11 protein-coding genes are annotated in these 26,846 nt (G+C 51.7%); 8 read left to right on the top strand and 3 right to left on the bottom strand.

Going from position 1 to position 26,846, the window contains the following annotated elements; all coding sequences use genetic code 11:
- Positions 1 to 7: 7 nt before the first annotated feature.
- From ACX1DY_RS09145 to ACX1DY_RS09125, 5 genes are all read left to right on the top strand, one after another.
- Complete coding sequence (locus tag ACX1DY_RS09145; RefSeq protein WP_458963862.1) at positions 8 to 1,777, top strand: sensor histidine kinase; 1,770 nt, start codon at positions 8 to 10, stop codon at positions 1,775 to 1,777.
- A complete protein-coding gene (locus ACX1DY_RS09140; RefSeq protein WP_458963933.1) occupies positions 1,764 to 3,422 on the top strand; it encodes a response regulator in 1,659 nt (552 codons plus the stop codon). Before ACX1DY_RS09145 ends, ACX1DY_RS09140 begins: the two co-directional genes overlap by 14 nt.
- A gap of 454 nt (positions 3,423 to 3,876) precedes the next feature.
- The gene (locus ACX1DY_RS09135; RefSeq protein ID WP_458963861.1) at positions 3,877 to 11,898 is read left to right on the top strand and encodes an immunoglobulin-like domain-containing protein; all 8,022 of its coding nucleotides are present in this window, start codon (positions 3,877 to 3,879) and stop codon (positions 11,896 to 11,898) included.
- A 159-nt stretch (positions 11,899 to 12,057) separates the two neighbouring features.
- Complete coding sequence (locus ACX1DY_RS09130) at positions 12,058 to 12,411, top strand: PadR family transcriptional regulator (protein ID WP_458963932.1); 354 nt, start codon at positions 12,058 to 12,060, stop codon at positions 12,409 to 12,411.
- Entirely contained in the window at positions 12,398 to 13,447 is a 1,050-nt protein-coding gene (locus ACX1DY_RS09125) for an HAAS signaling domain-containing protein (protein WP_458963860.1), read from the top strand. Before ACX1DY_RS09130 ends, ACX1DY_RS09125 begins: the two co-directional genes overlap by 14 nt.
- Positions 13,448 to 13,449: 2 nt before the next feature.
- Here the strand turns inward: ACX1DY_RS09125 and ACX1DY_RS09120 are convergent, their stop codons facing one another.
- Positions 13,450 to 14,661, bottom strand: coding sequence for an MDR family MFS transporter (locus ACX1DY_RS09120; protein WP_458963859.1), 1,212 nt, complete (start codon positions 14,659 to 14,661; stop codon positions 13,450 to 13,452).
- Positions 14,662 to 14,776: 115 nt separating this feature from the next.
- Between ACX1DY_RS09120 and ACX1DY_RS09115 the strand changes: the two genes are divergently transcribed.
- Both ACX1DY_RS09115 and ACX1DY_RS09110 read left to right on the top strand, forming a co-directional pair.
- Positions 14,777 to 15,652, top strand: coding sequence for a helix-turn-helix domain-containing protein (locus ACX1DY_RS09115; RefSeq protein WP_458963858.1), 876 nt, complete (start codon positions 14,777 to 14,779; stop codon positions 15,650 to 15,652).
- Positions 15,653 to 16,393: 741 nt separating this feature from the next.
- Positions 16,394 to 22,315 (top strand): fibronectin type III domain-containing protein, encoded by a 5,922-nt coding sequence (locus tag ACX1DY_RS09110; protein ID WP_458963857.1) that lies wholly within the window; start codon positions 16,394 to 16,396, stop codon positions 22,313 to 22,315.
- Between the two features lie 124 nt (positions 22,316 to 22,439).
- Here the strand turns inward: ACX1DY_RS09110 and fabV are convergent, their stop codons facing one another.
- Positions 22,440 to 23,633: an enoyl-ACP reductase FabV gene (gene fabV, locus ACX1DY_RS09105; RefSeq protein ID WP_458963856.1), complete on the bottom strand. Its 1,194-nt coding sequence runs from the start codon at positions 23,631 to 23,633 to the stop codon at positions 22,440 to 22,442.
- Positions 23,634 to 23,823: 190 nt separating this feature from the next.
- Between fabV and ACX1DY_RS09100 the strand changes: the two genes are divergently transcribed.
- Positions 23,824 to 24,585, top strand: coding sequence for a BofC C-terminal domain-containing protein (locus tag ACX1DY_RS09100; protein WP_458963855.1), 762 nt, complete (start codon positions 23,824 to 23,826; stop codon positions 24,583 to 24,585).
- 275 nt (positions 24,586 to 24,860) lie between these two features.
- Here the strand turns inward: ACX1DY_RS09100 and ACX1DY_RS09095 are convergent, their stop codons facing one another.
- Positions 24,861 to 26,846, bottom strand: a complete 1,986-nt coding sequence (locus ACX1DY_RS09095) for a beta-galactosidase trimerization domain-containing protein (protein ID WP_458963854.1) — start codon at positions 26,844 to 26,846, stop codon at positions 24,861 to 24,863.

Genomic DNA, 26,846 nt, shown 5'->3' with positions numbered 1-26,846 from the left:
TGTAATAATGAAGAAATCAATTCTATTCCGTTGGAACCGCCACTCCATCGTTCACAAGCTGCTGGTTGCGTTTTTGCTGGTTGTGCTGCCGCTGTATATTCTGGGCATATCCATTACCTTTTACAGTTCCAACCAAATGCAGGCGGAAGTGGAAAGGGCGAATGAGTCGAAGCTGCGTTTTTATTACAGTCACCTTGAGTTTGAGCTTCAAAGAATCACCCGTCTGGTTGCGGAATATTCGATTGATGATACAATGGCCTCCTTCAGCGCCAGGCTGCCGATCATGAGCCAGTATGAAGTGGACAATACGCTGAACAATATATTCACCAAACTGAAGCAGATCAGAGAAACCAGCCCTTACATCGCCGATGTGGTCTATTATCTGCCTGAGATCAATAAAGAAGTCAGTGTTCAGGATGGCGTCCAGGATGTCAGTCCGCCGGATTGGCAGAGCCTCTCCGACACTATGGGCAATCTGGGCGGTCCTGTCTCTGTCTATAAGGACGAGCTGTATGTGCTGCGGCGCAATCCGTTTAATCTGGACAACAAAGTTCCGCCTAATTTTCTATTGGGCATCAAGCTGTCGAACACGGAGCTGGAGCTGCGGCTGAAGGAGTTCGCGGTGTCCGGCGGAAGCAATATTACCCTGGAGTTCGGGAACAACAACGAATATGTTCTTTCGACTTCACAGCCTGCGCCAAAGCTGCTGCCGAACACGGAGCGTCCGCCGGAAGATGAATCTGTCAGTGTGCAGCGCTACAGGCAGAATGATTCCTTTGATTATTCACTCTATGACCATAACGATCATTTCAGGCTGATTGCCAGCATTCCCAATTCGATACTGCTGAAGCCAATCCGTGTGTTCACCGGGCTGATGTGGCTGTTGACGCTGCTGTCGCTGATCGTTATCCTGGTGTTCTCCGTATGGTCGTTCAGGGCGATCCACCGTCCAATCACTATACTGATCAGGGGGTTCGAGAAGGCGGAGCAGGGGCAGACAGGACTTCACATTACCCATTCCCGCAAGGATGAATTCGGATATTTGTATCTGCGGTTCAATGACATGCTCCGGCGCCTGCATACTTTAATAGAAGAAAATTATGTGCAGCGTATCCGCACCGGGGAAGCGGAATTGAAGCATTTGCAGTCCCAGATCACCCCTCACTTCTTGTATAACAGCCTGTTCAGCATCAAGCAGATGGCGGAAGTGGAAAATGTGGAGCTGATCAAAGAATTCTCCGACTATTTGGGACAATATTTCCGCTACATGACGCGCGATTTTGCCCAGGAGGTGACCTTGCAGCAGGAGCTTGACCACGCGCTGGTATATCTGGCTATTCAGAGAATCCGGTTTGGGCCGCGTATCCAGGCTGAGATTGATGATATGGAGCCGGATTGCAGCCGCATCCATGTTCCCCGGGTGCTGCTGCAGCCCATACTTGAAAACGTGTTCGAGCATGGCCTCCGGCAGAAGACCAGCGGCGGCCGGCTGCGAATGAAATATGAAAAAACAAATGACACGCTGACGATCCTTATAGAAGATAACGGCGACACATTGACCGAAGAAGGGCTGAACCGGCTGCAGCAGCAGTTATCCCGGCAAGAAATCACCAGGGGAGAGACAACCGGCTTGTTAAATGTAAATCAAAGACTGCGCATCAAATTTGGCTCATCTTACGGACTGCAGGTTGAACGGAGCGAACTGGGTGGGTTATGCGTAAAAGTCAACATTCCGGGAAAGGGGGAGGCCACCGGTGCGGCGGATGATGATCGTTGATGATGAACCGGTTATTTTGGACGGGCTGTATGAATTTTTTGTAAAAGCCGATTTTGCCGATTTGGAAATTATAAAGGTGCATTCGGCAGATAATGCGATAGAATGGCTGAACACGCTGAGGATAGATATTGTACTAAGCGATATTTGCATGCCGGGCATGGATGGTATGGAGCTGATCCGGGAGATCGTTGACCGGTGGCCGCGCTGCAAGGTTATTTTGCTGACCGGACATAACGAATTTGATTATGCCCACCAGGCCATCCGCAATCCATGCGTCATCGACTATTTGCTGAAGACCGAGGGCATGGACAAAATCCGTGCCTCCGTAGCCGTGGCATTGGAGCGGCTCTCTTCAGAGGAGGAATATCAATATCAGACGCAGTGGTTCCGCGACAAGCTGCCCCGCACGCTGCCCCAATTGCAGCAGCAGCTGCTGCATGACATTCTGCGGCGTACTGAAAAGATTGATTACCGGTCCTTGCAGGAGGAATTCGACACGATTCAATTGCCGTTTCAGGCTTCAGAGCCTATATTGCCTTTGATTATCAGAATTGAAGCCTGGAGAAATTACGAGACTCCCTCAGACCGGACCCTGATCCGCTATGCTGTAGCCAACATCTCGGAGGAGCTGCTTGGCGACAAGGCCGAAATTAAAGCCGTCGATCTTGATCCCGTTACAATTGCCTGCTTCGTTCAGCCGGAGGCCGGCCGCTTGCCGGCAGCTTCCGGTGAAGAGGTCTGGCTGAAGACGCACCGCTTCGTGCATGGCACGATGGAGTCCATCCAGCAGGCCTGCGACACTTGTCTGCGGCTGTCCGTATCCATCATTGTCAGCAGCCATACGGTAGACTGGCATGAGCTGAACTATACCCTCAACCGCTTGCGGCTGGCTGCCTATGACAGCTTGGGGCTTGGGATGGAGAAGCTGCTGAAGGTCAACACGCTGGAAGCGGAGCCGCCACAGGGTCTCATGCAGAGCCGGCTTGCGTCTACGGGTGTGCTGCTTGAATATTTAAAGCAGCGGCTGCTGGAGGGGAATGCGGATTGGAGCGCTTCGTTCCGCAAGTGGGTGGATCTGGCCGGAGAGGACGGCCCGGAAGATCCTTTTATCAGATGGAGAATGCTGTCCGGCATCAGCAACACCTTGCTGGAGGTGGTGCAGGAGTTGGGCTTGACTGAACAGGCTTTGAGCGAACAGGACTTGTCGCAACTGCTGCATTTTAATATCGGCACCCCCTGGCCGGCTGTCATCGCTTTCTATCATTCTTTCTTCGAATGGATTGCTGCCAACCGCAGCGCCGCCTTCAGGCATGATGAATCCAGCATTCTGTCGATGGTCCATCAATACATCAAGCTCCATTTAGCCGATGATCTGTCTCTGACCCGGATTGCCCAGGAGGTCTCGCTTAATCCCTCCTATCTGTCACGCTGGTACAAAAGAGCGACCGGAAAAAGTCTTTCGGATTATATCGCTGAGAAAAAGCTGGAGTTAAGCAAGGAACTGCTGCTGGGCACAGCTCTGAAAATGCATGAAATCTCGACCCGGCTTGGCTTCAGCGACCAGCATTATTTTTTTCGTTTCTTCAAGAAAACGGCCGGCTGCACGCCGCAGGAATTCCGGGAGCAGCGCAAAACAAGGGCCTAACAATAGCGCAGACTATAGTCCGGCATGCCAAACAGCCTTACCTCCATTCGTGGAAGTAAGGCTGTTTGCTGTGCAGGCTTCTTCCCGTACTATGAGAGCAGACGCTCGATGCTCCACCATGATTAACCTGTTTTTATAGCCTGATTATACATTAAATTCTAATATCATAAATTTATTGACAGTGGTGGAACTCGTTGAGTGGGCTGCTGACACAACCTTAATTCTCTACTGATATTTTGATAACATTGCCATGCCACAATGAAATATAGTCAGTGAATTAATGCCGTTAAGCATTGATACGTTTTCATATGAACGTCGACCTGACGAAATGGCTTGGCGGGCGTTGCGTTTCTGTTACATAGAAGCGAAGAGGCACTCAATCATATGACTGAGTGCTGCTTGGCTGTAAGCAATGGAAAACGGCGTTCATTATTATGTTTGGGGGGAATTACTGGTGTTTCGAAGGAAATTTGTAGCTTCATTGTTCAGCTTCTCGATTATTGCAAATACGTTAAGTCCGGTCATGATGGTCGGCTCCACTGCTTATGGTGCCGGTGACAACGGGGGCTCCCAGGGAAGATGGATGACCGGGGAGTATCATGCCCATACCATTCAGTCCGATGATGCCCAGGGAAAACTTACGGATGTGCTGGATACCGCTTTTGAGAAGTATGGGCTAGATTGGCTGGCGTTGTCCGATCATTTGCGTATGTCCAGCCGTGATGCAGACGGCAATACGCTGGCCAGTCCAATTCCGTTATCGCAAGGCATTGCGAAGTACCAGGCACCCAAAATCAAGGAGCTGCAGGATTCCGGCAAATACGCGGGCAAGACGATATTTAACGGCTTCGAATGGGACATGCCTACCTATGATCACGTTGGTGTCGGCATTGTCACCGATAACCCAGGCTCCGCGGAAGCGTTGAAAGCGATCAATCAATTTGAGTATCTGTTCACGAACCGTGATGCCAGCTTATTCAATGCCGATGATGTTGCTGCGTGGAGTGCAAAGGACAGCCGGGCGTATACCACGGCAAGCGATGCGCGCAAAGCATACCAGTGGCTGGCCGACAATTACCCCGACAGCTATGCCCTTATCAATCACCCTTCCAGAAAAAATGGTACCGGCTCTGAGCTTAAGGTCAGTGATATTCGTGACTTTAACAACATTGCGCCGAATATTGCCTTCGGGTTTGAGGGAATGCCCGGGAATCAAATGGCGCCGGACCGCGGAGAGACTACGGACGTCTATGGCGGTGCGGATATCCGCATTGCTAAAGTAGGCGGAATGTGGGATGCGCTGCTGGGCGAAGGCCGGCACTACTGGAACTTTGCTAATTCCGACTTTCATTTCAAGATCAGCAGCGATCGTAAGTATTCGAGCGGCTATTGGCCGGGTGAATATGCCAAGAACTACACCTGGACCACAGGCAGCGACATGAAGTCAATTGTGGACGGCATGCGCTCCGGCAAATCCTTTTCGGTTACCGGGGATTTGATTAACGCTCTTGATTTCCGCATCGGCGGCGGCGGCTCCGAGAAAGAAATGGGCGGAGATCTGGAGGTGCCTGCCGGTGAAGAGCTTAAGCTTAACCTCCGGTTCAAAAGCCCCGGAACGAACAACAACGGTGATCCCGTCAAGGTAGATCATGTCGATCTGATTGCCGGTGATGTTACCGCAAAGGCTGAGCAGGGAACCGCTGCCTACAATAAGGCAACCAATGACTCAACCAAGGTGGTTAAACGGTTCACCAGCGCCGACTGGACAACTGATGCCGATGGATACAACACGATTTCGTACACCATTGGCGCTGCGAGCAAGAACCAATATTTCCGGCTGCGGGGAACAAATCTCGGAACGGATGTTGCCGGGGAGACAAGCGGCGGGGAGCCGTTAATTGATCCGAAAAATACGACCTCCGACAACGAGACGCGGTTTACGCAAATCAATAACCGTAACTACTCGGATATGTGGTTCTATTCAAATCCGATTTTTGTGAACGTGACCTACACGGATAGCCAGGCTGTACAGGAAGCCCTCGAGCATATCAATTTTCCTGCCGGCAAGGTGACTTCGGCGTTCACATTGCCTTCTGCCGGAGCACAAGGAGCATCCATTACTTGGGCATCCTCCAATTCGGCGGTAGCTTCCGTTACAGGAAGCAGTGTACAGATTACCCGTCCTGCGCTTGGACAACCTGATGCCAAGGTAACACTGACGGCTACAGCTACCAAAGGTGCCGAGAGTGATACACGTGCTTTTGAACTGACGGTAAAAGCGCTTGGTGCCAACGATCCGATGCTTCATTATTCATTTGATGCGGATCAGGATTACGGCACAGCGGTTCCCGATGTTTCGGGGAACGGATATAACGGTACGCTAATCGGCGGCGCTTTAGTGACCTCCGAGCATGGCGGAGCGGTGACGCTTGACGGCTCGAACGATGCGGTTCAACTGCCGAACGGCATCCTGTCAGGGCTGAGCAGTGCCTCGTTCACCATGAGCGTCAAAGTTGATTCCTCGCTGGTACGTCCGGCGTGGCTGTTCAGCTTCGCTACTGCACCGGCTGCTGTAGACGGGACTAAGTATTACGGTCTGCTGGAAGATGGAAGCGGGCGCTTCCGCACTGCGAGTACCACCAACTGGTGGGCTGCTGAGCAAAATGTCTCGAAAGGATCAGCTCTGACTCGCAATGTCTGGAAATCAATCGCCTACACGATTTCCGGTTCAACCGGAACGTTGTATGAGGACGGTGTAGAGGTTGGGAAGAATACAGTTCTTTCAACGACACCGCAGGATATCGAGAAGACTGTCGCGAACTATCTCGGCAGACCTACCTACTCGGGCGATAAGTATTTTAAAGGAAAAATCTCTGATTTCCGCATCTATTCGCGTGCGCTGACGACAGAGGAAATCACAGCACTAGCAACTGAAGAGAATGATGGTGCTGTTGCTGATGACAAGGCCGCGCTTACGCTGGGGGATACGACTGCAGTTATCTCGAACCTGACGCTGCCTGCAGCCGGTTCGAACGGAAGCACGATTAGCTGGCAAACCAGCAATGCTGCCGTAGTTGGAACGGATGGGACGGTTACACGCCAGAATGATGCCACGAAGACTGTCACGCTGACGGCTACGATCAGCAAAGGCACGTCCTCTGCCGTTAAAAACTTTTCAGTAACAGTGCTGGGAACGGGCGATGCTGAAGCGGTGGATAAGGATAGTCGTGCCATCAACCTGGGCACCAAGGCGATTCAGTCGGATAAGCTGACGCTGCCTGCTTCCGGAACAAACGGCTCAGCGATCGAATGGAAATCCAGCAATGCAGCGGTGCTGGAGGACGACGGTACGGTTCACCGTCCTGCGGCTGCGGACAATGCCAAGGTCATGTTGACCGCTACGGTAACGAAGGGCAGCGCGGTAACCACCCGTACCTTCGACCTTGTAGTGCTGTCGCAGACACCGGTTCTGGCACACTGGAAGTTCAGCCAGGACAATGTAACATCCGGCGCGCTTGATACCTCCAATCTGAGACTTGGCGATTTGTCCGGGCTCGGCAATGATCTGACACTGGCGACGACTGGAAACGGATTGTCCAGCGAAGCAGGTTCAATGCTGAAGTGGTCAGAGGACGGTAAGAGTCTCGACTTCGGCAATTACCGCGGGGCAAGTGTCGGCAAGTATTTCAAGACCGTAGACGGGGCTCCGATCAACAGCGAAGAGTTCATGAACGGTTATACCATCGAAGCGGTATTCAAGATGCCGAAAGGGTTCACGCCGGCCAGAAATCAATGGACAGGGATTCTTACCCGTCAGGGCACAGGCAAGCAAGCCGGTAAAACGGCTGGCGAGACTGAGATCCTGACTACACTGTCTGTTTCCAATCTGGGCGAGCTGCAATGGGAGAGTTACCCGACCAACCTGAACAACAATCCTTCGGCATGGTCGTTCTCCTTGAGCAGCCCTAATAACTGGTACCATACAGCAATCGTCAATGACGGGAAAAATACCAAGCTGTACATTGACGGTGTAACGGATTTCCGTAATCCGCCCGAAGAGCTGATCGGTATTAAAGCTGTAAACGGCAAGGGCTGGAACATTGGCGCCTCCGAATGGGACGGAGCAATTGACGGCTTGTTCGCCGGATCACTTGAAGAGATCAAGATTACAGCGAACGCGCTGCCGGAGAGCAAATGGGTGGTACAGGATTATGATACCGCCGGCTTGATTGAAGGCAACAATGACGATACGCCGCTTGTTAGCGGTGATGGTACGTATACATTTGCCTTCCTTCCCGACACGCAGATGCCGGTGCGGTATCAGGAGAACATTTTCTTCAGTCAGATGCAGTGGCTGGTTGATAATTATAAGAAAATGAATATTAAAATGACCTCCGGTCTTGGTGATATCGTTGACCAATCGTGGGTATCCGAACAGTGGGACCGGGCAACAGTCGGCTACAATATGCTGGATACCGCCGGCGTACCTTACATTGTTACCCGCGGAAATCATGATGTTGGCGGCTATGACTCGTACACTTATCTGAACAGGTTCGGAGCGAGCAGATTCTCGGACAAATCCTACTGGCATGGCGGTTCGCCGAGCGGGACAAGCTCCTATGTTATCTATGAAGCCGGCAGCTACAAGTATATGGTGTTGTCCATAGATATGAAGGATTTCAACACCGATCTTGCCTGGGCTAAGAGTGTCTTAGCGGCAAACAGCAAGCTTCCGACTATTCTCATCTCGCATGAGATTCTTGTAATCGGCGGCAATGGAGATCTGGAGTATAGCGGAAATGGCCAGTCGATGTTCGATAATCTGGTGAAAAACAACAATCAGGTGTTCATGACGATCGCCGGGCATAACCACGGCACAGGATACCGGGTTGTAAAAAATACCAGCGGCAATGATGTGCTTGAGATGCTGGTCGACTATCAATCTTATTATCACGGCGGCAACGGCTGGATGCGGCTCATGGAGCTGGATGAGGCGAACAATAAGCTGATATTCAGAACGTACTCCCCGTGGGTTGATTCATTGTCTCAAGGAGATCTAACATTCTTCGATCTGAAGAATTTGACTAACAACTCCGAAAATTTCACAACGAACTTTAACTTTGCCGAGCGTTTCAGCTTCTACAACAAAGTAGGCTCCCTGGCTGGTACAGTAACCGACGGGACGAAACCGCTCGAAGGTGTCAAAGTTAACTTAACTGTGAACGGACAGCAGTATTCGGCGCTGACATCTGCCGACGGCAGCTATAAGGTTGCTGACATCCCAGCAGGCGATGGCTACACAGTGACGGCAAGCAAAGCAGGTTATGTTGATGCTGAACTGAAGCAGATTAGTATCGGGTCCAACCGCACGACCGAAGGTGATATAATGCTTAAGCCGTTATCAACGGTGTTCTACAAGGTGACCTTCGATTCGAACGGCGGCGATACAGCTGCGGACCCGGCTGAGAAGGTTGTTATTGAGCACGGCAACGTTGGAGTATTGCCTGCACCGCCGACCCGCAGCGGATATGTCTTTGCCGGCTGGAACAGCAAGCCGGACGGCAGCGGAACTGCATTTAATGCGGCTACTGAAGTAACTGGTGATTTGACGGTGTATGCACAGTGGACCGATTTGGTGCTCCGTTACACATTTGATGCGAATGCGGCTAACGGTACAGCAGTACCGGATCAATCAGGCAATGGCAACAACGGTCTGCTGATTGGTGGTGCTGAAGTGACAGCGTCACACGGTGGTTCAGTGAAGCTCAATGGAACGAATGGTGCGGTGCAATTGCCGAACGGTATATTAAAAGGCTTAAGCGACGCCACCTTTACAATGAATATTAAAGTAGACTCCTCTATGGCCCGTCCAGCGTGGCTGCTCTCCTTCGCTTCGGCGCCGGCAGCGGTCAGCGGCACTAAGTACCTTGGACTGCTGGAGGATTCAGGCAGTAAATTCCGTGCTTCTATTACGCAAAACTGGTATCCGAACGAACAAACGGTGTCCAAAGGCTCGGCGATCGACCGCGGCGTATGGAAGAGCATAGCGTTTCAAATTTCGGGTACAACCGGTACATTATATGTTGACGGTGTGCAGGTAGGCCAGAACACGAGCATGACTTTGACACCAAAGGATGTCGAGGCAACGGTTGCGAACTATCTGGGCAGACCGGCATATTCAGGCGACAAATACTTTATGGGTGAAATTTCTGACTTCCGTATCTATTCCCGCGCGCTGTCTGCTAACGAACTTGCAGCAGTAGCGGCTGAGGATCTGACCAATTACGGCACGATCAGCGGTACGGTAACAGATGGAACAGATCCGCTCGCGGGGGCTGCCGTTGAAGTAACAGTTAACGATCAAAGCTACCTCACGGTAACGGGTGCGGACGGCAGATACGTTCTCGGCAGCATTCCGGCTGGTTCGGGCTACAAGGTCACTGCTTCCTTGAAAGGATATGAGGCGGGGGCTGCAGACAATGTTACGGTAGCTGCCGATGCGGTGGCAAATGCCGATATTGCACTAAAAGCTATTGTCTACTCCGTATCCTTTGATAAGAACGGTGGCGACACCGAGGCTGATCCGGCAAAAGTAACGGTAGCTGAAGGTAAGAGTGTAGGTACATTGCCAGCTCTGCCTACGTATAATGACTATCTGTTCACAGGCTGGAATACAGCAGCAGACGGCAGCGGTACTGCATTTACGGCAGCAACGCCGGTTACCGCCAATCTGACAGTTTATGCCCAGTGGAAAAAGATAGAAAAGACTGGTGCTATCTCTGGTAAAATAACTGACGGTTCGCTTCCAATGGCAGGGGCCGTTGCTCAGGTTACGGTAAGCGGAAGTGTGTATTCGGCCTTCACCAATCCATCAGGCGAATACCTCCTTACTGGTATACCGGAAGGCAAGGGCTATACTGTCACTGCCAGCAAGTCCGGTTATTTGGACGGCAGCGCAGCGAACGTAAGTGTAACAGCTAATGAGACGACGGAAGGTGTGAATATTACCCTTGGTCTCGTTGTCATCATTACCAAGCATACTGTAAGCTTTGACCGTAACGGCGGTGACACGGCAGCCGATCCGGCAGAGGTTACCGTTGATGAAGGCAAGAGCCTGCATGCTCTGCCGGCACCTCCGACCCGGGCCGGTTACTTGTTCACTGGCTGGAACTTAGCAGCTAACGGCAGCGGGGCAGCCTTTACTGCGGAAACACCGGTAGTAGCCAACCTGACAGTCTATGCCCAGTGGCGCGCAGTAGAGCCTGGTGAACCGGAAGCACAGACAGGCAGCATCTCCGGTACTGTAACAGACGGCTCGCTTCCGGTAGCAGGAGCCATTGTAACGGTAAGCGGCAGCGTGTATTCGGCTATTACGAATGCAGCGGGCGGTTATATTATTGCCGGTGTACCGGAAGGCAATCGTTATACAGTTATCGCAAGCAAAGCGGGCTATCAGGACGGCAGCGCAGCGGATATTAGTGTCAAGGCTAATGAAACGACAGGCGGAGTAAATATTAAGCTAGCTCAGGTGGTCGTTGTTAAGAAGGTCACTGTCACCTTCAATGGGAACGGTGGCGATACGGCTGCCAATCCTTCAGCGTTGACGGTGAATGAAGGGGAGAGCCTAACTTCGCTTCCGGCAGCGCCGACTCGTACCGGCTACAGCTTTATCGGCTGGAATACAGCGGCAGACGGTAGCGGAAAGAGCTTTACGGCAGGCATGCCTGTAAGTGCCGACCTGATTGTGTACGCACAGTGGCAACAACTTAGCACTCCGGCACCAACGCCAGTGCCGACCACGGCACCGGTATCGACGCCAGCACCGGCGCCGACGGCATCACCATCGCCAACGCCGACCGTATCACCGTCACCAACGCCAACAGCGACGGTGACTCCAGTACCGACGGCAACAGCAACACCGCAGCCGAGCGCGCCTGCTCTGAGCGATATTACGCAGCATTGGGCGAAGACGGCCATTCAGCAGGCAGTGGAGCTGGGAATCGTGAAAGGTTACCCTGATGGCTCCTTCAAGCCTAATGGAGAGGTTAACCGCGCCGAATTTGCTTCCTTGCTGGTGCGGGCGATGAAGCAGGGCACATCGAATGGTGATCTGGCTTTCGCTGATAAGATCAGCACACCGGCCTGGGCCTCCGCGTCCATCCGCAGTGCGGTGGATGCCGGTTGGATTAAGGGCTTCGAGGATAATTCCTTCCGGCCGCTGCAAAAGGTAACCCGCATTGAGATGACCGTAATGGCTGTCCGTGCGCTTGGGCTGGAGGTTGGCTCGCCAGAGAAGTTATCGTTTGCCGATGCCAAAGACATTCCAGCATGGGCTAACGCATATGTGGCGGCTGCCGTGAAGGCGGGAATTGTCAAGGGCGGAAGCGACAACCGGTTCAATCCTGGAGCTGCGGCTTCGAGAGCAGAATCAATTGTGCTATTAATGAATATGCTTGATTATAACTCTAGCAAATAGCTATACCTGGTATTTTTTAAATGGAAGCCGACCGGAGAAACAAATGCCGGTCGGCTTTTTTTGTGCGCTACGCTTAGCAAATAGTTTCAAATTAATTTATTGTACATATTGCAATAGTGTGTGGCATACAGTATGATGCAAACAGGAGTTGATGATGAAATGGACATCCGCGAGACGATTAACGGACTGACCCTGGAACTGCGCCGCGGAACGATCATTCTTGGCGTACTCAGCCAACTATCCGAGCCTCAATACGGTTATTCGCTGGTTCCCATTTTGAAGGAAAGAGGTATTCCCGTTGACCCCAATACACTGTACCCGCTGCTGCGCAGGCTGGAGAAGCAGGGACTGCTGAACAGCACCTGGGACACCAACGAAGCCCGGCCGCGTAAGTACTATTCGCTCAGTCCCGCAGGGAAAGAAGTATACGAGCGTTTATGCGGAGAGTGGAACAGCCTGAAGATTAGCATTGACAGTCTTATTGAAGGGGGAAGCAACAATGGATCAGATTAAGCGGTACATTCATGAAGTGACCAGGCAACTGCCGGAGCAGCAGCGGAGCGAGATCGGGAAAGAGCTCGAAGGACTAATCGGAGATATGCTGGAGGAGCGGCTTCAGGACGGGAGCCCAGGGGCGGCAAAAGATGTGGAGGAAGTGCTGCTGGAGCTGGGAAATCCCCGGCAGCTAGCGGATCGATACAGAGGTTCCAGCCGATATCTGATCGGGCCGGAGCTGTTTGCCCCCTACGTATCTGTTCTCAAAATTGTGTGCATCGCCATTATAATCGCCATAACTGTCGAATTCGCAATCACAAGCATTATTCAACCGGTTCACCAGCCTGAGCTTACCGAAAGCGGTATGCTTGACAGATTCGTAAACTATATAGCCGATCTGTTCATGGGCGGCCTCCAGGGATTCACCAGTGTAACGATCATTTTCGGACTGATTGAATATACGGGACTGCGCAAAGGAAAAGCGGGCTTCAACAGCAAAAAGGATTGGCATCCCTCACAACTGCCGCCCCTGCCAACAGAGCACAGCAAGATTCGCCGTTCTGAACCTGTTGCCGGTTTGATTTTTACTATACTATTCGGTGTGTTGTTCACCACTATCTCCATTGATTGGCTTGGTGCTTGGAGATTCAGGGACGGTGGCGGAATGTCGATTGTGCCTCTTTTTGATGGAGGGATATTCCGGGGATATCTGCCGTTGATCTGGGTCTTCCTGGCGGCAAGCATTATTAGGGATACACTGAAAATCATCGTTGGAAAATGGACGGAAACACTGGTCATATTCAATATTGTGATCAGCATCTTAGGATTCGGGCTGGCGTTGCTGATGTTCACCAATCCGGAAATCTGGAATCCCGATTTTATGGCGCAAATGGTTCAGGCCGGAATAGTTCAAGACGGAAGCGAGGCGTATGGTACCCTCTTGAACTTCTGGAATTCGGCAGCAGGCGGACTTATTTTTATTGTGGGGATCGTGTTTGTCATTGATCTAATCGTTGCCGTAAGCAAGCTGTTCAAGCTCAGAAGTGCCGCTTAGGATTAGTTGCGGGTTTCTCCGCGGGGTTGCTTCATCTTGGCAAGGTGAAGCAACCCGGCCCCGGTAATGGTTATGAGGCATAACAGTCCAAAGACGGGAAGGCCGGACTCGAGTCCGAATTGCTCAAGCAGGAGTGTTCCGATGATGGGGCCGCAGATGGTGCCGATTTTGACAGACTCCGAGCAGCCGAAGTATAAGCCTTTGGATTCTTCTGTTGCCAGCTCATCTACAAGGGTATCGAAGCGGGCCCCGATTAATAATTCGCCCAGACTGTAAAGTACAATGAACACCAGCAGAAGTGTATACGAGGTGGAGTGGACAAGGGACAAGAAGCTTATGCCGATCAGCAGATTGCTGACCAGAACAACGTTAAAGGGGTTCCAGCTTGCGATCCAGCGAAGTATTGCAAACTGCGAGACCAGAATAATAATGCCATTGAGCGATAAGAGAGTGGAGTATAGCTGAATGCCATTTCTTAAGGTGCCGGTATTCGCCATAAACTGTGAGACGGTCGCGTTAAGCAGGGAATAGCCAAAGAAGGAGAAGCTCATGCCAGCCAGCAGGAGAAGAAACACATGATCCTTTCGAAGCGTAGAGAAGGCCTGCCCCAGACTGTATTTCTTTTTTTGCTGCTTGGGTGCTGTGACATCAGACAGGTCTCTGAAGAAAAACCATGTGGATAGCCCGTATAAAATATAGAAAATGCCGAGGATTACATAAGGAAACAGGGTCATTTTCATATTGAACAGCAGACTTAGCAGCGGCCCGATAAAAGCTCCAAGGTTAATCGCCGTGTATCTCAGGTTGAATACAAGCAGCCGATTCTCCGGGAGGGTCTGGGTGGACAGCACTTTTTTGCTCGCCGGCTCGAAGATAGAGTAGCATAAACCGTTAAGGCCGCTAAGCAGGAGGAATTGCCAGAAGCTATCAGCGAAATAAAAGAGGATAAATACGGTTCCCCAGCCAATGGGGACGCAGCCTATGATCCTTTTCAATGAAAACCTGTCTGCGAGTCCCCCGCCAAAACCGCCGAACAACACATTAATGAGCGGGTTCACGCTGAGAATATAGCCGGTGTGGAGGATCGAGATGTCCTTTTGATTCGTTAAAAAGATGGCCAAAAAGGGGGTGCTCATAAAAAGCGCCGTTCTTGTAAAAAAGGTTCCTGTCAGGATGTTCCATACTTTGCTGTTCAGCTTCTGTTGCAATGCCATGACTGCCCCATCCTTCCCCCAAGATATGTATTTCCACCCTGTCGAATGTAGCATACAATGAAAAAAACGCTGATAAATTGTGCTGCATACTCACATAATGGTGGGGGGACAAGGAATGTATCTCGGCAAAACGATTCAACAGATCCGTAAGTCCAAAGGGCTGAACCAATCCATGCTTGCAAGGGGAATTATGAGCCGCTCCAACCTGTCGCGCTTTGAGGGAGGGAAGTATTTTCCCGGCTATGACAAGCTGATTCTGCTGCTGGACAAGCTGGAAATGTCGCTCGAGGAGCTGCTGTTTCTGCATCAGGATCTGACTCAGCCGCTCAAACGGACGCTGCACCTTACACTGGTTGAAGCGGGGAACCGTTATGAATTTGAGCGGGTTAGGGCACTCAGCTATGAATGCCATGCTTTGTATGAGGAGACGGGAACAGAAGCCTTTTACCATTTGTATCTCCTTGGACAAGGGTTTCTGCTCCAGCATCATCAGGAAGATCAGATTAGGCGTCTGAGTGAGATCGCTGATTATATCAAGCCGTATTTGCTTGGAGTAGAAACTTGGTATTTGTATGAATTCAAGCTGCTCAACAACTTCTTATTTACGCTGAGCAGTGACGATGCCATTTTTTTTGGACAGAGGGCTGTGCGGGAATTCGATAAATATCACTTCTTGGCCGAGAGCAAAACCATTCAGCAGCATTTGCTGCAGAACATCTCCCGCATTTGTCTGGATGAACGGAATTATGAGAAAAGCTTGTTTTTTCTGGGGAAGGCGCTGCCTTCGGCGGATAAAACCAACCTGCTGTACGATAAGATCGTGACCTTGATCTATTATGAAATTACAGTGATCTGCCTGAAGATCAGCAAGGACACTGCTAAATTAATCAGTTATTTGGGCATTCTGAAGGAGCTTGATTTCATGGACAGCTATCATGCTATGCTTAATTTGTGCCGGAAGCATCTTCATGAGGGCTTGCCTTTGGCGTAAGGAATTTTGGTGTATGAAAAGATAAGCTGTAATGTTGCTAATAGCAATTTTACGGCTTATTTTTTTGTTTATTTTGGAGGGTTAAGACGGAGGTTTCACCTATTTGTGACAAAATTATGAAATTTTTATGGTTTTTTTATTTTTTTCTGAATCTAAAAGAAGGGGAATATGGTGGATTATAGAATATTTACTCTCTAATCAAATTTTGGATATTTCTATTTTAGGAGGGGAAATATGAAATTTTACTCTAAGCATTTAAAAAGATGGCTTATTCTCACCCTTGCGCTCTTGTACATCTTCTCGGGTGTGCTTATTCCAAAAGGGAGAGTAGCAGAAGCGAGCGGGGCCGAAAAGTATTTAAGCAGAAGTGCGGATGACAAGTATATTTTGTATAAAAACAGTGATGGAGATTATTATGTAAATGACAAAAAGATTAAGATGTCGTGGTCACGAATCTACTCTTTTAGCTATTCCGGAGGTTCTCATTACAGGAGCCAATCCGCGAGTCTTTCTTCGAGTAATTTGCTCGATGTTAAATTCGTAAGATATGTATCCAACTACACTGGAACTGTTGAGAACGCGTTTAGGATTCGCTTTGATAACTTTTACTATCTACATACTCTTATGATATACACTCAATCTGGTATGAACCCTGGAGTCTGGGACATTACTAGAACAGATGTTTACGGGAATGAGACACCAGTACAAACCCGGGACTATCGGTTGCAGGAATATTTCATTGTGAATGCAGATACGGGTGAGGTCGTAGATTATGATTCTAATGAGAACGTATACTACGCTTCCGGTGGAGAGAAACGGACGTCTACGCCTAAGGCGGAGGGTACAGGGGAGCTTGCCGCTCCTGGTGCTATGGGAAATGTAACCGCGGCTGCAGCCAGCAATTCTGTATTGCTGTCCTGGCCTTATGCTGACCGGGCAATGTCCTACGAAATTGAAGAGAATGGATCAATAGTCGCTTCCAGTTCATCCTCAGCATTTACCAGATCGGGACTTACTCCCAACACTGAATATACGTACCGGGTCAGGTCGGTAAATCCTGCAGGAAAAAGTGACTGGAGCAGCCCAATCACAGTAAAAACTTTATTGTCAGTCCCTGTTGTCACAGCACTCTCGAAAAGCAGTGAAATCAGCTTGAATTGGGATGCGGTAGCCAATGCTGAATCCTATGAGGTAGAGTATGACGGCGTGGCAGTAAATGTTGGAGCACAAACCTCCTATACGCTTACCGGTTTGGAGCCCAGCACTGAACATACCTATAAAGTAAGGGCGCTTAGCTCCGGGAATGCCAGCGTCTGGTCCACACTAACCAAAAAATTCACAACACCGGTTATACCGGCCAATGTGACAGTTAACCCAACAAGCTCAACGCTTGCCGTTGCCTGGACTGGAGTCACAGGAGCGACAGGATATGATGTGGAGATTAATGGGGCAGTCTCTGGAAGTTCGGCAACAACCAGCTATTCCAAAACAGCGCTTGCAGCTAATACGGACTATACCGTTCGGGTGCGGGCCAAAAATACCGGGGGAACTGGTGAGTGGAGCGCACCTGTAACAGTAAAAACGCTGCTGGTGACGCCAGCGCCAACGCTAGTTTCGACAAGCAGCCAGGTAACGGTAAGCTGGGCGGCTATTACTGGGGCCACGGAGTATGAAATCGAAGTAGATGGCACTGTAGTGGATAATGGAGCTGAATTAAGCTACACCCACAGCGGCCTGACATCAAGCACTTCCCATACGTACAAAGTACGGGCCTTAAGTGCGGATAACGCCAGTGCCTGGAGCGCTGCGGTCAGCAAGTTTACGACGCCGGCAGCAGTAGGGCCTGTAACAGTAACTCCGGCGGCTTCATCTTTGGCAGCCACATGGACCGCTGTCACAGGAGCTACGGGATATGATGTGGAGATTAATGGGACCGTTGCAGGCAGCGTGGCAGCAGCCAGCTTCTCCAAAACGGGATTAGTAGCCAACACCGAATACACGGTACGCGTAAGAGCGAAAAACGCCGGTGGAGCGGGCGAATATAGCGCCCCGGTGAAGCTGAAGACGCTGCTGGCAACGCCAACAGCAACGGCGGTTTCAACAAGCAATCAGGTAACGGTAAGCTGGGCAGCCATCGCCGGAGCAACTGAGTATGAAATTGATGTAGATGGCGCTGTAGTAGATAACGGAACAGAATTAAGCTACACCCACAGCGGCCTAACGCCAAGCACTTCCCATACGTACAAAGTGCGGGCAAAGAGCGAGGATAATGCCAGTGCCTGGAGCGCAGCGGTCACCAAGTATACAACGCCGGCAGCAGCAGGAACAGTGACAGTTACGCCTGCCAGCACATCGCTGGCTGTGACGTGGACGGCAATTACAGGGTCAACGGCTTACGATGTGGAGATCAATGGTACTATCGCTGCCAGCCCGACTACAACAAGCTATACCAAAACAGGGCTGACTCCAAACACGGAGTATACGGTTCGAATACGGGCCAAGAATAGCGGAGGTATCGGAGAATGGGGAACGCCGGTGAAGCTGAAGACGCTGCTGGTGACGCCAACGGCAACGACAGTTTCAACAAGCAATCAAGTAAAGGTAAGCTGGGCAGCCATCGCCGGAGCTACGGGATATGAAATTGAAGTAGATGGCACCGTAGTAGATAACGGAACAGAATTAAGCTACACGCACAGCGGCCTAACGCCAAGCACGTCCCATACGTACAAAGTACGGGCATTAAGTGCGGATAATGCCAGTGCCTGGAGCGCAGCGGTAAGTAAGTTTACGACGCCAGCAGCAGTGGGTCCGGTGACATTAACTCCAACGTCTACTAGCTTAGCAGCTAGCTGGACTGCTGTTACGGGAGCTACGGGATATGACGTTGAGATTAATGGATCGGTTGCAGGCAGTGTGGCAACGACTAGTTTCTCGAAAACAGGATTAGTAGCCAACACCGAATATACGGTACGCGTGAGAGCGAAGAATACCGGTGGAGCGGGCGAATATAGCGCACCGGTGACAATGAAGACGTTGCTGGTAACACCAGCGCCGACAACAGTTTCGACCAGCAACCAAGTGACAGTAAGCTGGGCAGCCATCGCCGGAGCCACGGGATATGAAATCGAAGTAGATGGCACGGTAGTAGATAACGGAACAGAATTAAGCTATACACACAGCGGCCTAACGCCAAGCACTTCCCATACGTACAAAGTACGGGCCTTAAGTGCGGATAACGCCAGTGCCTGGAGCGTAGCGGTAAGTAAGTTTACGACGCCAGTAGCAGTGGGAGCTGTGACAGTCACCCCAACGGCTACTTCTTTAGCAGCCACTTGGACCGCTGTTACGGGAGCCACGGGATATGATGTGGAGATTAATGGAGCGGTTGCAGGTAGTGTAGCAACGACTAGTTTCTCGAAAACAGGATTAGTAGCCAACACCGGATATACGGTACGCGTGAGAGCGAAGAATACCGGTGGAGTGGGCGAATATAGCGCACCGGTGACAATGAAGACGTTGCTGGTAACGCCAGCGCCGACAACAGTTTCGACCAGCAACCAAGTGACAGTAAGCTGGGCAGCTATCGCCGGAGCTACGGGATATGAAATTGAAGTAGATGGCACCGTAGTGGATAACGGAACAGAATTAAGCTACACGCACAGCGGCCTAACGGCAAGTACTTCCCATACGTACAAAGTACGGGCCTTAAGTGCGGATAATACCAGTGCCTGGAGTGCAGCGGTCAGCAAGTTTACCACGCCGGCAGCAGTGGGTCCGGTGACAGTTACCCCAACAGCTTCTAGCTTGGCAGCTAGCTGGACTGCTGTTACGGGAGCTACGGGATATGATGTGGAGATTAATGGAGCGGTTGCAGGCAGTGTAGCAACAACCAGCTTTACCAAAACAGCACTTGCAGCCAACACTGAATACACGGTACGAGTAAGAGCGAAGAATGCCGGAGGCGTAGGTGAATATAGCGCTCCAGTGACACTGAAGACGCTGCTGGTGACCCCAACACCAACGACAGTTTCAACAAGTAACCAGGTGACGGTAAGCTGGGCAGCTATCGCCGGTGCCACAGGCTATGAAATTGACGTGGATGGCACTGTAGTAGATAACGGAACAGAATTAAGCTATACGCACAAAGGCTTGACGCCAAGCACGTCCCATACGTACAAAGTGCGGGCATTAAGTGCGGATAATGCCAGTGCCTGGAGCGCAGCGGTCAGCAAGTATACCACGCCGACAACTGTAGGTCCGGTGACAGTCACCCCAACAGCTTCTAGCGTGGCAGCTAGTTGGACAGCGGTCACGGGAGCCACAGGATATGATGTGGAGATAAATGGAGCGGTTGCAGGCAGTGTAGCAACAACCAGCTTTACCAAAACAGCGCTCGCGGCCAACACCGAATACACGGTACGCGTGAGAGCTAAGAACACCGGGGGAGCAGGCGAATATAGCACACCGGTGATGCTCAAGACGCTGCTGGTGACCCCAACACCAACGACGGTTTCAACAAGCAGTCAAGTGACGGTAAGCTGGGCAGCTATCGCCGGAGCCACAGGCTATGAAATTGACGTGGATGGCAAGGTAGTCGATAACGGAACGGAATTAAGCTATACGCACAAAGGGTTGACGCCAAGCACTTCCCATACGTACAAAGTGCGGGCCTTAAGTGCGGATAATGCCAGTGCGTGGAGTGCAGCGGTCAACAAGTATACTACGCCGACAACTGTAGGTCCGGTGACAGTTACCCCAACATCTTCTAGCGTGGCAGCCAGTTGGACAGCGGTCACGGGAGCCACAGGCTATGATGTGGAGATAAATGGAGCGGTTGCAGGCAGTGTAGCAACAACCAGCTTTACCAAAACAGCGCTCGCGGCCAACACTGAATACACGGTACGAGTAAGAGCTAAGAACACCGGGGGAGCAGGCGAATATAGTGCACCAGTAACGCTGAAGACGTTGCTGGTGACACCAACGCCGACAACAGTTTCGACAAGTAATCAAGTAACAGTAAGCTGGGCAGCTATCGCCGGAGCCACAGGCTATGAAATCGACGTGGATGGCAAGGTAGTCGATAACGGAACTGAATTAAGCTATACCCACAGCGGCCTAACGCCAAGCACTTCACACACGTACAAAGTACGGGCATTAAGTGGGGATAATGCCAGTGCCTGGAGCTCAGCGGTCAGCAAGTATACTACGCCGACAACAGTAGGTCCGGTGACATTAACTCCGACGTCTTCTAGCTTGGCAGCTAGCTGGACAGCAGTCACAGGGGCTACGGGATATGATGTGGAGATTAATGGAGCGGTTGCAGGTAGTTCGACAACAGCCAGCTTTACCAAAACAGCGCTCGCGGCGAACACCGAATATACGTTACGCGTGAGAGCAAAGAACACCGGGGGAGCAGGTGAATATAGCGCACCGGTGACGCTCAAGACACTGCTGGTAACGCCAACGGCAACTACGGTTTCGACAAGCAACCAGATAACGGTAAGCTGGGCAGCCATCGCCGGAGCTACGGGATATGAAATCGACGTGGATGGCAACGTAGTGGACAATGGAACAGAATTAAGCTACACGCATAGTGGCCTAACGCCAAGCACTTCACATACGTACAAAGTACGGGCGAAGAGTGAGGATAATGCCAGTGCCTGGAGCGTTGCGGTCAGCAAGTACACCACGCCGGCAGCAGTAGGCCCAGTAGCATTAACTCCGACAGCTTCTAGCTTGGCAGCTAGCTGGACAGCAGTCACAGGAGCCACAGGATATGATGTGGAATTTAATGGAACGGTTGCAGGCAGCGTCACAGCAGCCAGCTTCTCCAAGGCCGGTTTAGTAGCCAACACCGAATACACGGTACGCGTGAGAGCAAAGAACAGCGGAGGTGTAGGTGAATATAGTGCACCAGTAACTCTGAAGACGCTGCTGGCAACACCAACGGCAACAACCGTTTCAACAAGTAACCAAGTGACGGTAAGCTGGGCAGCCGTCGCCGGAGCTACGGGATATGAAATCGACGTGGATGGCAATGTAGTGGACAATGGAACAGAATTAAGCTACACGCACAGCGGACTGACGCCAAGTACTTCCCACACGTACAAAGTACGGGCGAAGAGCGAGGATAATGCCAGTGCCTGGAGCGCAGCGGTCAGCAAATATACCACGCCGGCAGCAGTGGGTCCGGTGACAGTAACTTCAACGTTTTCTAGTTTGGCAGCCAGTTGGACCGCAGTTCCAGGAGCCACGGGATATGACGTGGAGATTAATGGAGCAATTGCAGGCAGCGTGACAACGACCAGCTTTTCTAAGGCGGGACTAGCAGCCAACGCAGAATATGCTGTTCGGGTCCGGGCTAAAAACAGCGGCGGGCTTGGAGATTGGGGCAATGCAACATCGGTAAAAACGCTTTTGGCAACTCCTGCAGCATCTGCTGTAGCAACAAATAATCAAATCACAGTAAGCTGGGGGACGGTTGCGGGTGCAGCCGGATACGAAATTGAGGTAGATGGTGCTGTAGTGGATGCTGGCGCAGCAACGAGTTATACTCATTCTGACCTGCTTCCTAAAACTACACATACGTATCGTGTAAGGGCAAAATCCCCTGACAATAGCAGTGCATGGAGTACAGTTGTAAGTAAACAAACTTTGTCTTAGGTATCTATAGCGCTACATCGCAACTGTAGCAAGACGGATCACAAGTAAAAAGACGTTCCCTTCGGTTACTGCTGAAGGGAACGTCTTTTTTTGAGATTAGAGACTCTTACGGATTCTCAGTGAATTACAAAACCTGATTGGGAATATCTACCTCAGGGTCAATATCGGCTTCATAGTCCACACCATCCGTGCGGAAGCCGAACAGGTGGAAGAAGTCGTCCTGATAGCCCTTAAGGTCGGACAGCTCAGGAACATTATCGGTCTCCAGTTCATTCCACCGTCTCATAACCTCAATCTGCACATCCTCGCGCATTTCCCAGTCATCAATCCGGATCAGGTGGCTGCCGTCGGCAGACGCTTCGCCGCCATTATACAGATGCTCTGCGAACAAGCGGTACATTTGCTGGATGCAATTTTCATGCAGATCTTTTTCCTTCATTACTCTGTATAGTGCGGAAATGTACAAAGGAACTACCGGGATCGCCGAGCTGGACTGCGTGACGAGTGCTTTGTTGACTGATACATAAGCACGTCCGCCCTTTGGACTCAGCTTTTCATTTAGCCGGATAGCTGTCTTTTCCAGATCATTTTTAGCCTGGCCAATGGTTCCGTCCCGGTAGATCGGATGGGTAATCTTCGGGCCGATGTAGGAATAGGCGACTGTTGTTGCCCCGTCAGCAAGCACACCTGCTTCCTGAAGCTGATCAATCCACATGCCCCAGTCTTCTCCGCCCATGACGGCAATCGTCTGGCGAACCTCATCGTCTGTCGCAGGTTCAATAGTCACCGTGGATACTTCTCCGGTATGGAAGTTCATGGTTTTGTTCGAGTAGGCTTCGCCTACCGGCTTAATGACGGAGGAGAAGGTTTCTCCGGTTACCGGATGGGTACGGCGCGGGGAGGCGACACTGTATACCACAAGATCGACTTTACCGTATTCCGCTTTGATAAGCTCAATGGTTTTGGTTTTGATGGCATCGGAGAAAGCATCTCCAACGATGCTGTGTGATTTCAGGCCCTGTTCTGCGGCAGCCCGTTCAAAAGCTGCGGAATTGTACCAGCCTGCCGAGGCTGTGCGGGAGCCCTCTGCCGCTTTGTCAAAGTATACGCCAATCGTATTTGCACCGGCGCCAAAAGCGGCGGTAATCCGTGATGCGAGTCCATATCCTGTAGAGGCGCCGACCACCAGCACGTTCACAGGTCCGGTCAGCTTCTTTTGTGCTTTGACATAATCAATTTGTTCTTGTATTTGTTTGGCGCACCCTTCCGGATGGGCGGTTGTGCAAATGAAGCCGCGTGTTTTTGGTTGAATGATCATCGAGGATTACCCCTTTGTTTTAGTTTTTAACTAATTCGCTAATATAGAGTATAGCAAATGATGGCTTAGAATGATAAGTATGAATGTATTTTTACACCCAACCGGGGGGATTCGTCAAATTTTACGTCAAAACGCATAAAGCCTCCCTTCACAGGCCACAATAGGAAAAAAGCAGAATGAAGGGATCAACGTGAATGCTTTTCGCTTAAAAAAACAATTGTGGCGGCGTTGGAGACGCTGGAAAAAAGCTCCCTGGGTAGGCGCGGCTTGTATTGCCCTGACAGTGCTGGCCTGGCGCGGCATGCAGGTGCCGGAGGAGCTCAGCGGATTGCTGACCGATAAGGTGTGGACTGTACCTGAGGGGCTTGGAGAGCTGCAAAATGGTGATGCGGGCGGAAGCGTGCCGGTTGCGGCAGCCGCGTATAACAATACAGAAAGCGGCAGGACAGAAGGAAACCCGGCAGTGGCAGTAGACCGTGAGCAGCTGCTGCAAGCGGTTAGCAGGGAGCCGATTGCCCGCACGGTTCATTTGAAGACGGCCTATATTTCCGGCGAGGAAGTGCAGACGCTTCCCGGTGAACGTTCTCCGGCACAGCTTAGAGAAGTGATTGCGGCTCATCCGGGCTGGAACGGCTGGATCAGCCAGGAGGGCGATCTATGGCTGGAGCGCAGCGTCAATGATTTATCTCCGCTGGTTAAGAAGGATGCCTATTTCGGAGTGGATGAACACGGGAACCTGACCCTGTTCAAAGGTCCGCCCGCAGCGGATAAGGTGCTGAAAACCTTTTTTCAAATGGATATGGGCTCGATGAAATCCTCACTGCCCGAAGAGATTCTGAACCAGCTGCATGAGGGTATCCGCGTGCAGGACATCGAAGAATACAACAGCGTGCTCTCCACCTTCAGCGATTATGCGCGGGATACGGCGGAGCAGGTGATGCAACCGGAATAGGCCGGACTTGAGGTCCATCATATTAGTCCCGTGATGCTTAGCATCGCGGGTTTTTGTGTTGTTTCAGATGGTGCGTGTGCTGCTGGATGCGATTCTCGAGCTGCTTCCCCTGGATCATTATGCGCCGCATCAGGCGGCGTTCATGGCAGTATGGAAATAGAATTATCAAGAGTGGTGTCGTCAAGCCGGGGGACAATAGCTGAGGTTTACTAGTTTATAAAAAAGGAGGTTGCAGCAGCCAATCAAGGCTTTTTGCAACCTCCCTTTTTGCATACCTACGCCAGTTCGATCACGGCCAGCTGATGATTCTCAAGGTAAGGAACGGTGTAACTGAGTTCATCGTCTTGACCTACTGTAAACGGCAGCTCTGTCATCGACGGTGCCAGATAGACGCGCTGGACGGACTCCGGAGCCGGGAAGCGCAGGCTGACGGAAATATCCCGCAGTGGCACGATATCCTCAATAACCTCGATGCGGCCCTTCAGAGCCGGTGCGGCATAGAGCAGATGGTTCACATAACGGCGCTCCGCCTGCTGGTATTGCAGGGTCGTAATTCCCCGGGCCGGCAGATTGGTCCGCAGGGCAGGCTGCGGAAGCAGCAGAGATAGTGCATGAAGTACCATATCCTTCAGGATAAGTTGACCGCCGTCCGCATATTCACTGAATACATTCCAGCCGATATAGATTCCGTACTCGCTCTGAACCATGCCTGGCCCATTATCCTGTCTGGCACCCGGTGTGTGCTGATGCGAACAGAACGTGAAGACATCGCGGTTAAAATACGGATTCTCCAGATGGCCTAGCAGATGGCCGCCGTCAAGCTCCACAAGCTGGCCTTCGCCGTACATCACATAGGAGGCGGGCAGCAGGGCGCCGGGAGTGAAATGCGGATGGAAGTAGGACGGCCGGAACGGATTGATGCCCAGCCAGCGGACACCAAGATCCAGGGCAAAGGCATCGCCCGCCGTGTTCAGGCCGGATCGTCCGGTAGCGAGTACCTTGCCGCCGCCTGCAGTAAACGCTTCTATTGCAGCAGCCAGCTCCGGCCACACCAGCACGTCATCCGGCAGAACCAGCACCTTATAGGCGGAAAAATCGCTCAACGTGTCGACTATGTCGTACAGGTAGTGGCCTTCACTTAATATCCGCACTGCGCCGGCGTCGGCCAGATTGGGCTTCCCCTTCAGCACCTCCCTGTCAGGACAGGCTTCCCGCGCTGCCTCCAGGGACAGGACAGCGATGTCGGCTACATTCTCTACTCCGCTGCACCAGGGCTCCTTCGCCTCCACCTCGGCATAGGCGGCGCCGATCAGGGTGTAGGTTGCTTCATCCATCAGGCCCGAGGGGTGAAGCTGGTCGCCGATGGAGCATTTGGCGCCGTGCGCGAGACTGAGCGCGGCTTCATACCGCAGTGCATTCGGATGCTTAAAGCCGCCGAATTCGCCCCACGAGGTATGGAATTTGCCGGTCATGCCGAGAAAATCCAGCCCAAGCTGCTGGGCGTATCTTGCGGACAGCGGGAAGTGGTCGTAGCCCCAGCCTCCGGTCGGAAGCGATTCCAGCTCAAGGTGGGTGTTGACTGCGGCCAGGTCACGACGGCCCCGCTGCTGATGGCCGCTGTTGTGAAAGACCGGCAGGCCGGGCTTCACGGCATCGATGGTCTCACGGACGCGGCGGGCGTAGTTCAGGTAGGTCGCTTCGCCCAGGGCGGTGACGGCGGCTTCGTCGCGCGGATCCTGCCCGGCTGCCCGCAGTGCAGCTACGCAATACTGGCAGCGGCATTTACGGATGCCGACGATATCGAGGAAGATGCCGTCTGCGTCATAGCGGGAGACAACTTCATGGATCTGCGCCAGCAAAATATCCAGATAAGGCGTATTAAAGCAAAATTCGTGATAACCCGGCGTCATAAAATCCTTCACCCAGCGTGTCCGGTCCTCGGCATCGCGGATCAGCCATTCGGGATGACGGCGGGCCAGCTTCTCATCCAGACCGGCCGATAAATATACCGGCGTCCGGACTCCGATCTCATGTGCGGCAGTGATCATCTCCTCCAGCAGGTCAAAGTTGAGGTGCGGGTGCATCTCATTGGCATCGCTTGGATGGTAAGCCCAGCCGTGATGGCATTTGGAGAACACGGTGATTGAATCAACATGGCCGGTGCGCAGCATGGACTGAAACTGGGATTTGGAGAATTCGCTGCCTATGCCGGGAATTGCCTCCGAAGTATGGAAATCGAGGTGGACCTGACGAAAACGCAT

Source organism: Paenibacillus sp. BAC0078 (genome assembly GCF_054483875.1).
The sequence above is the reverse complement of the archived record's forward strand: the minus strand, read 5'-3'. Positions and strand labels throughout refer to the sequence as shown.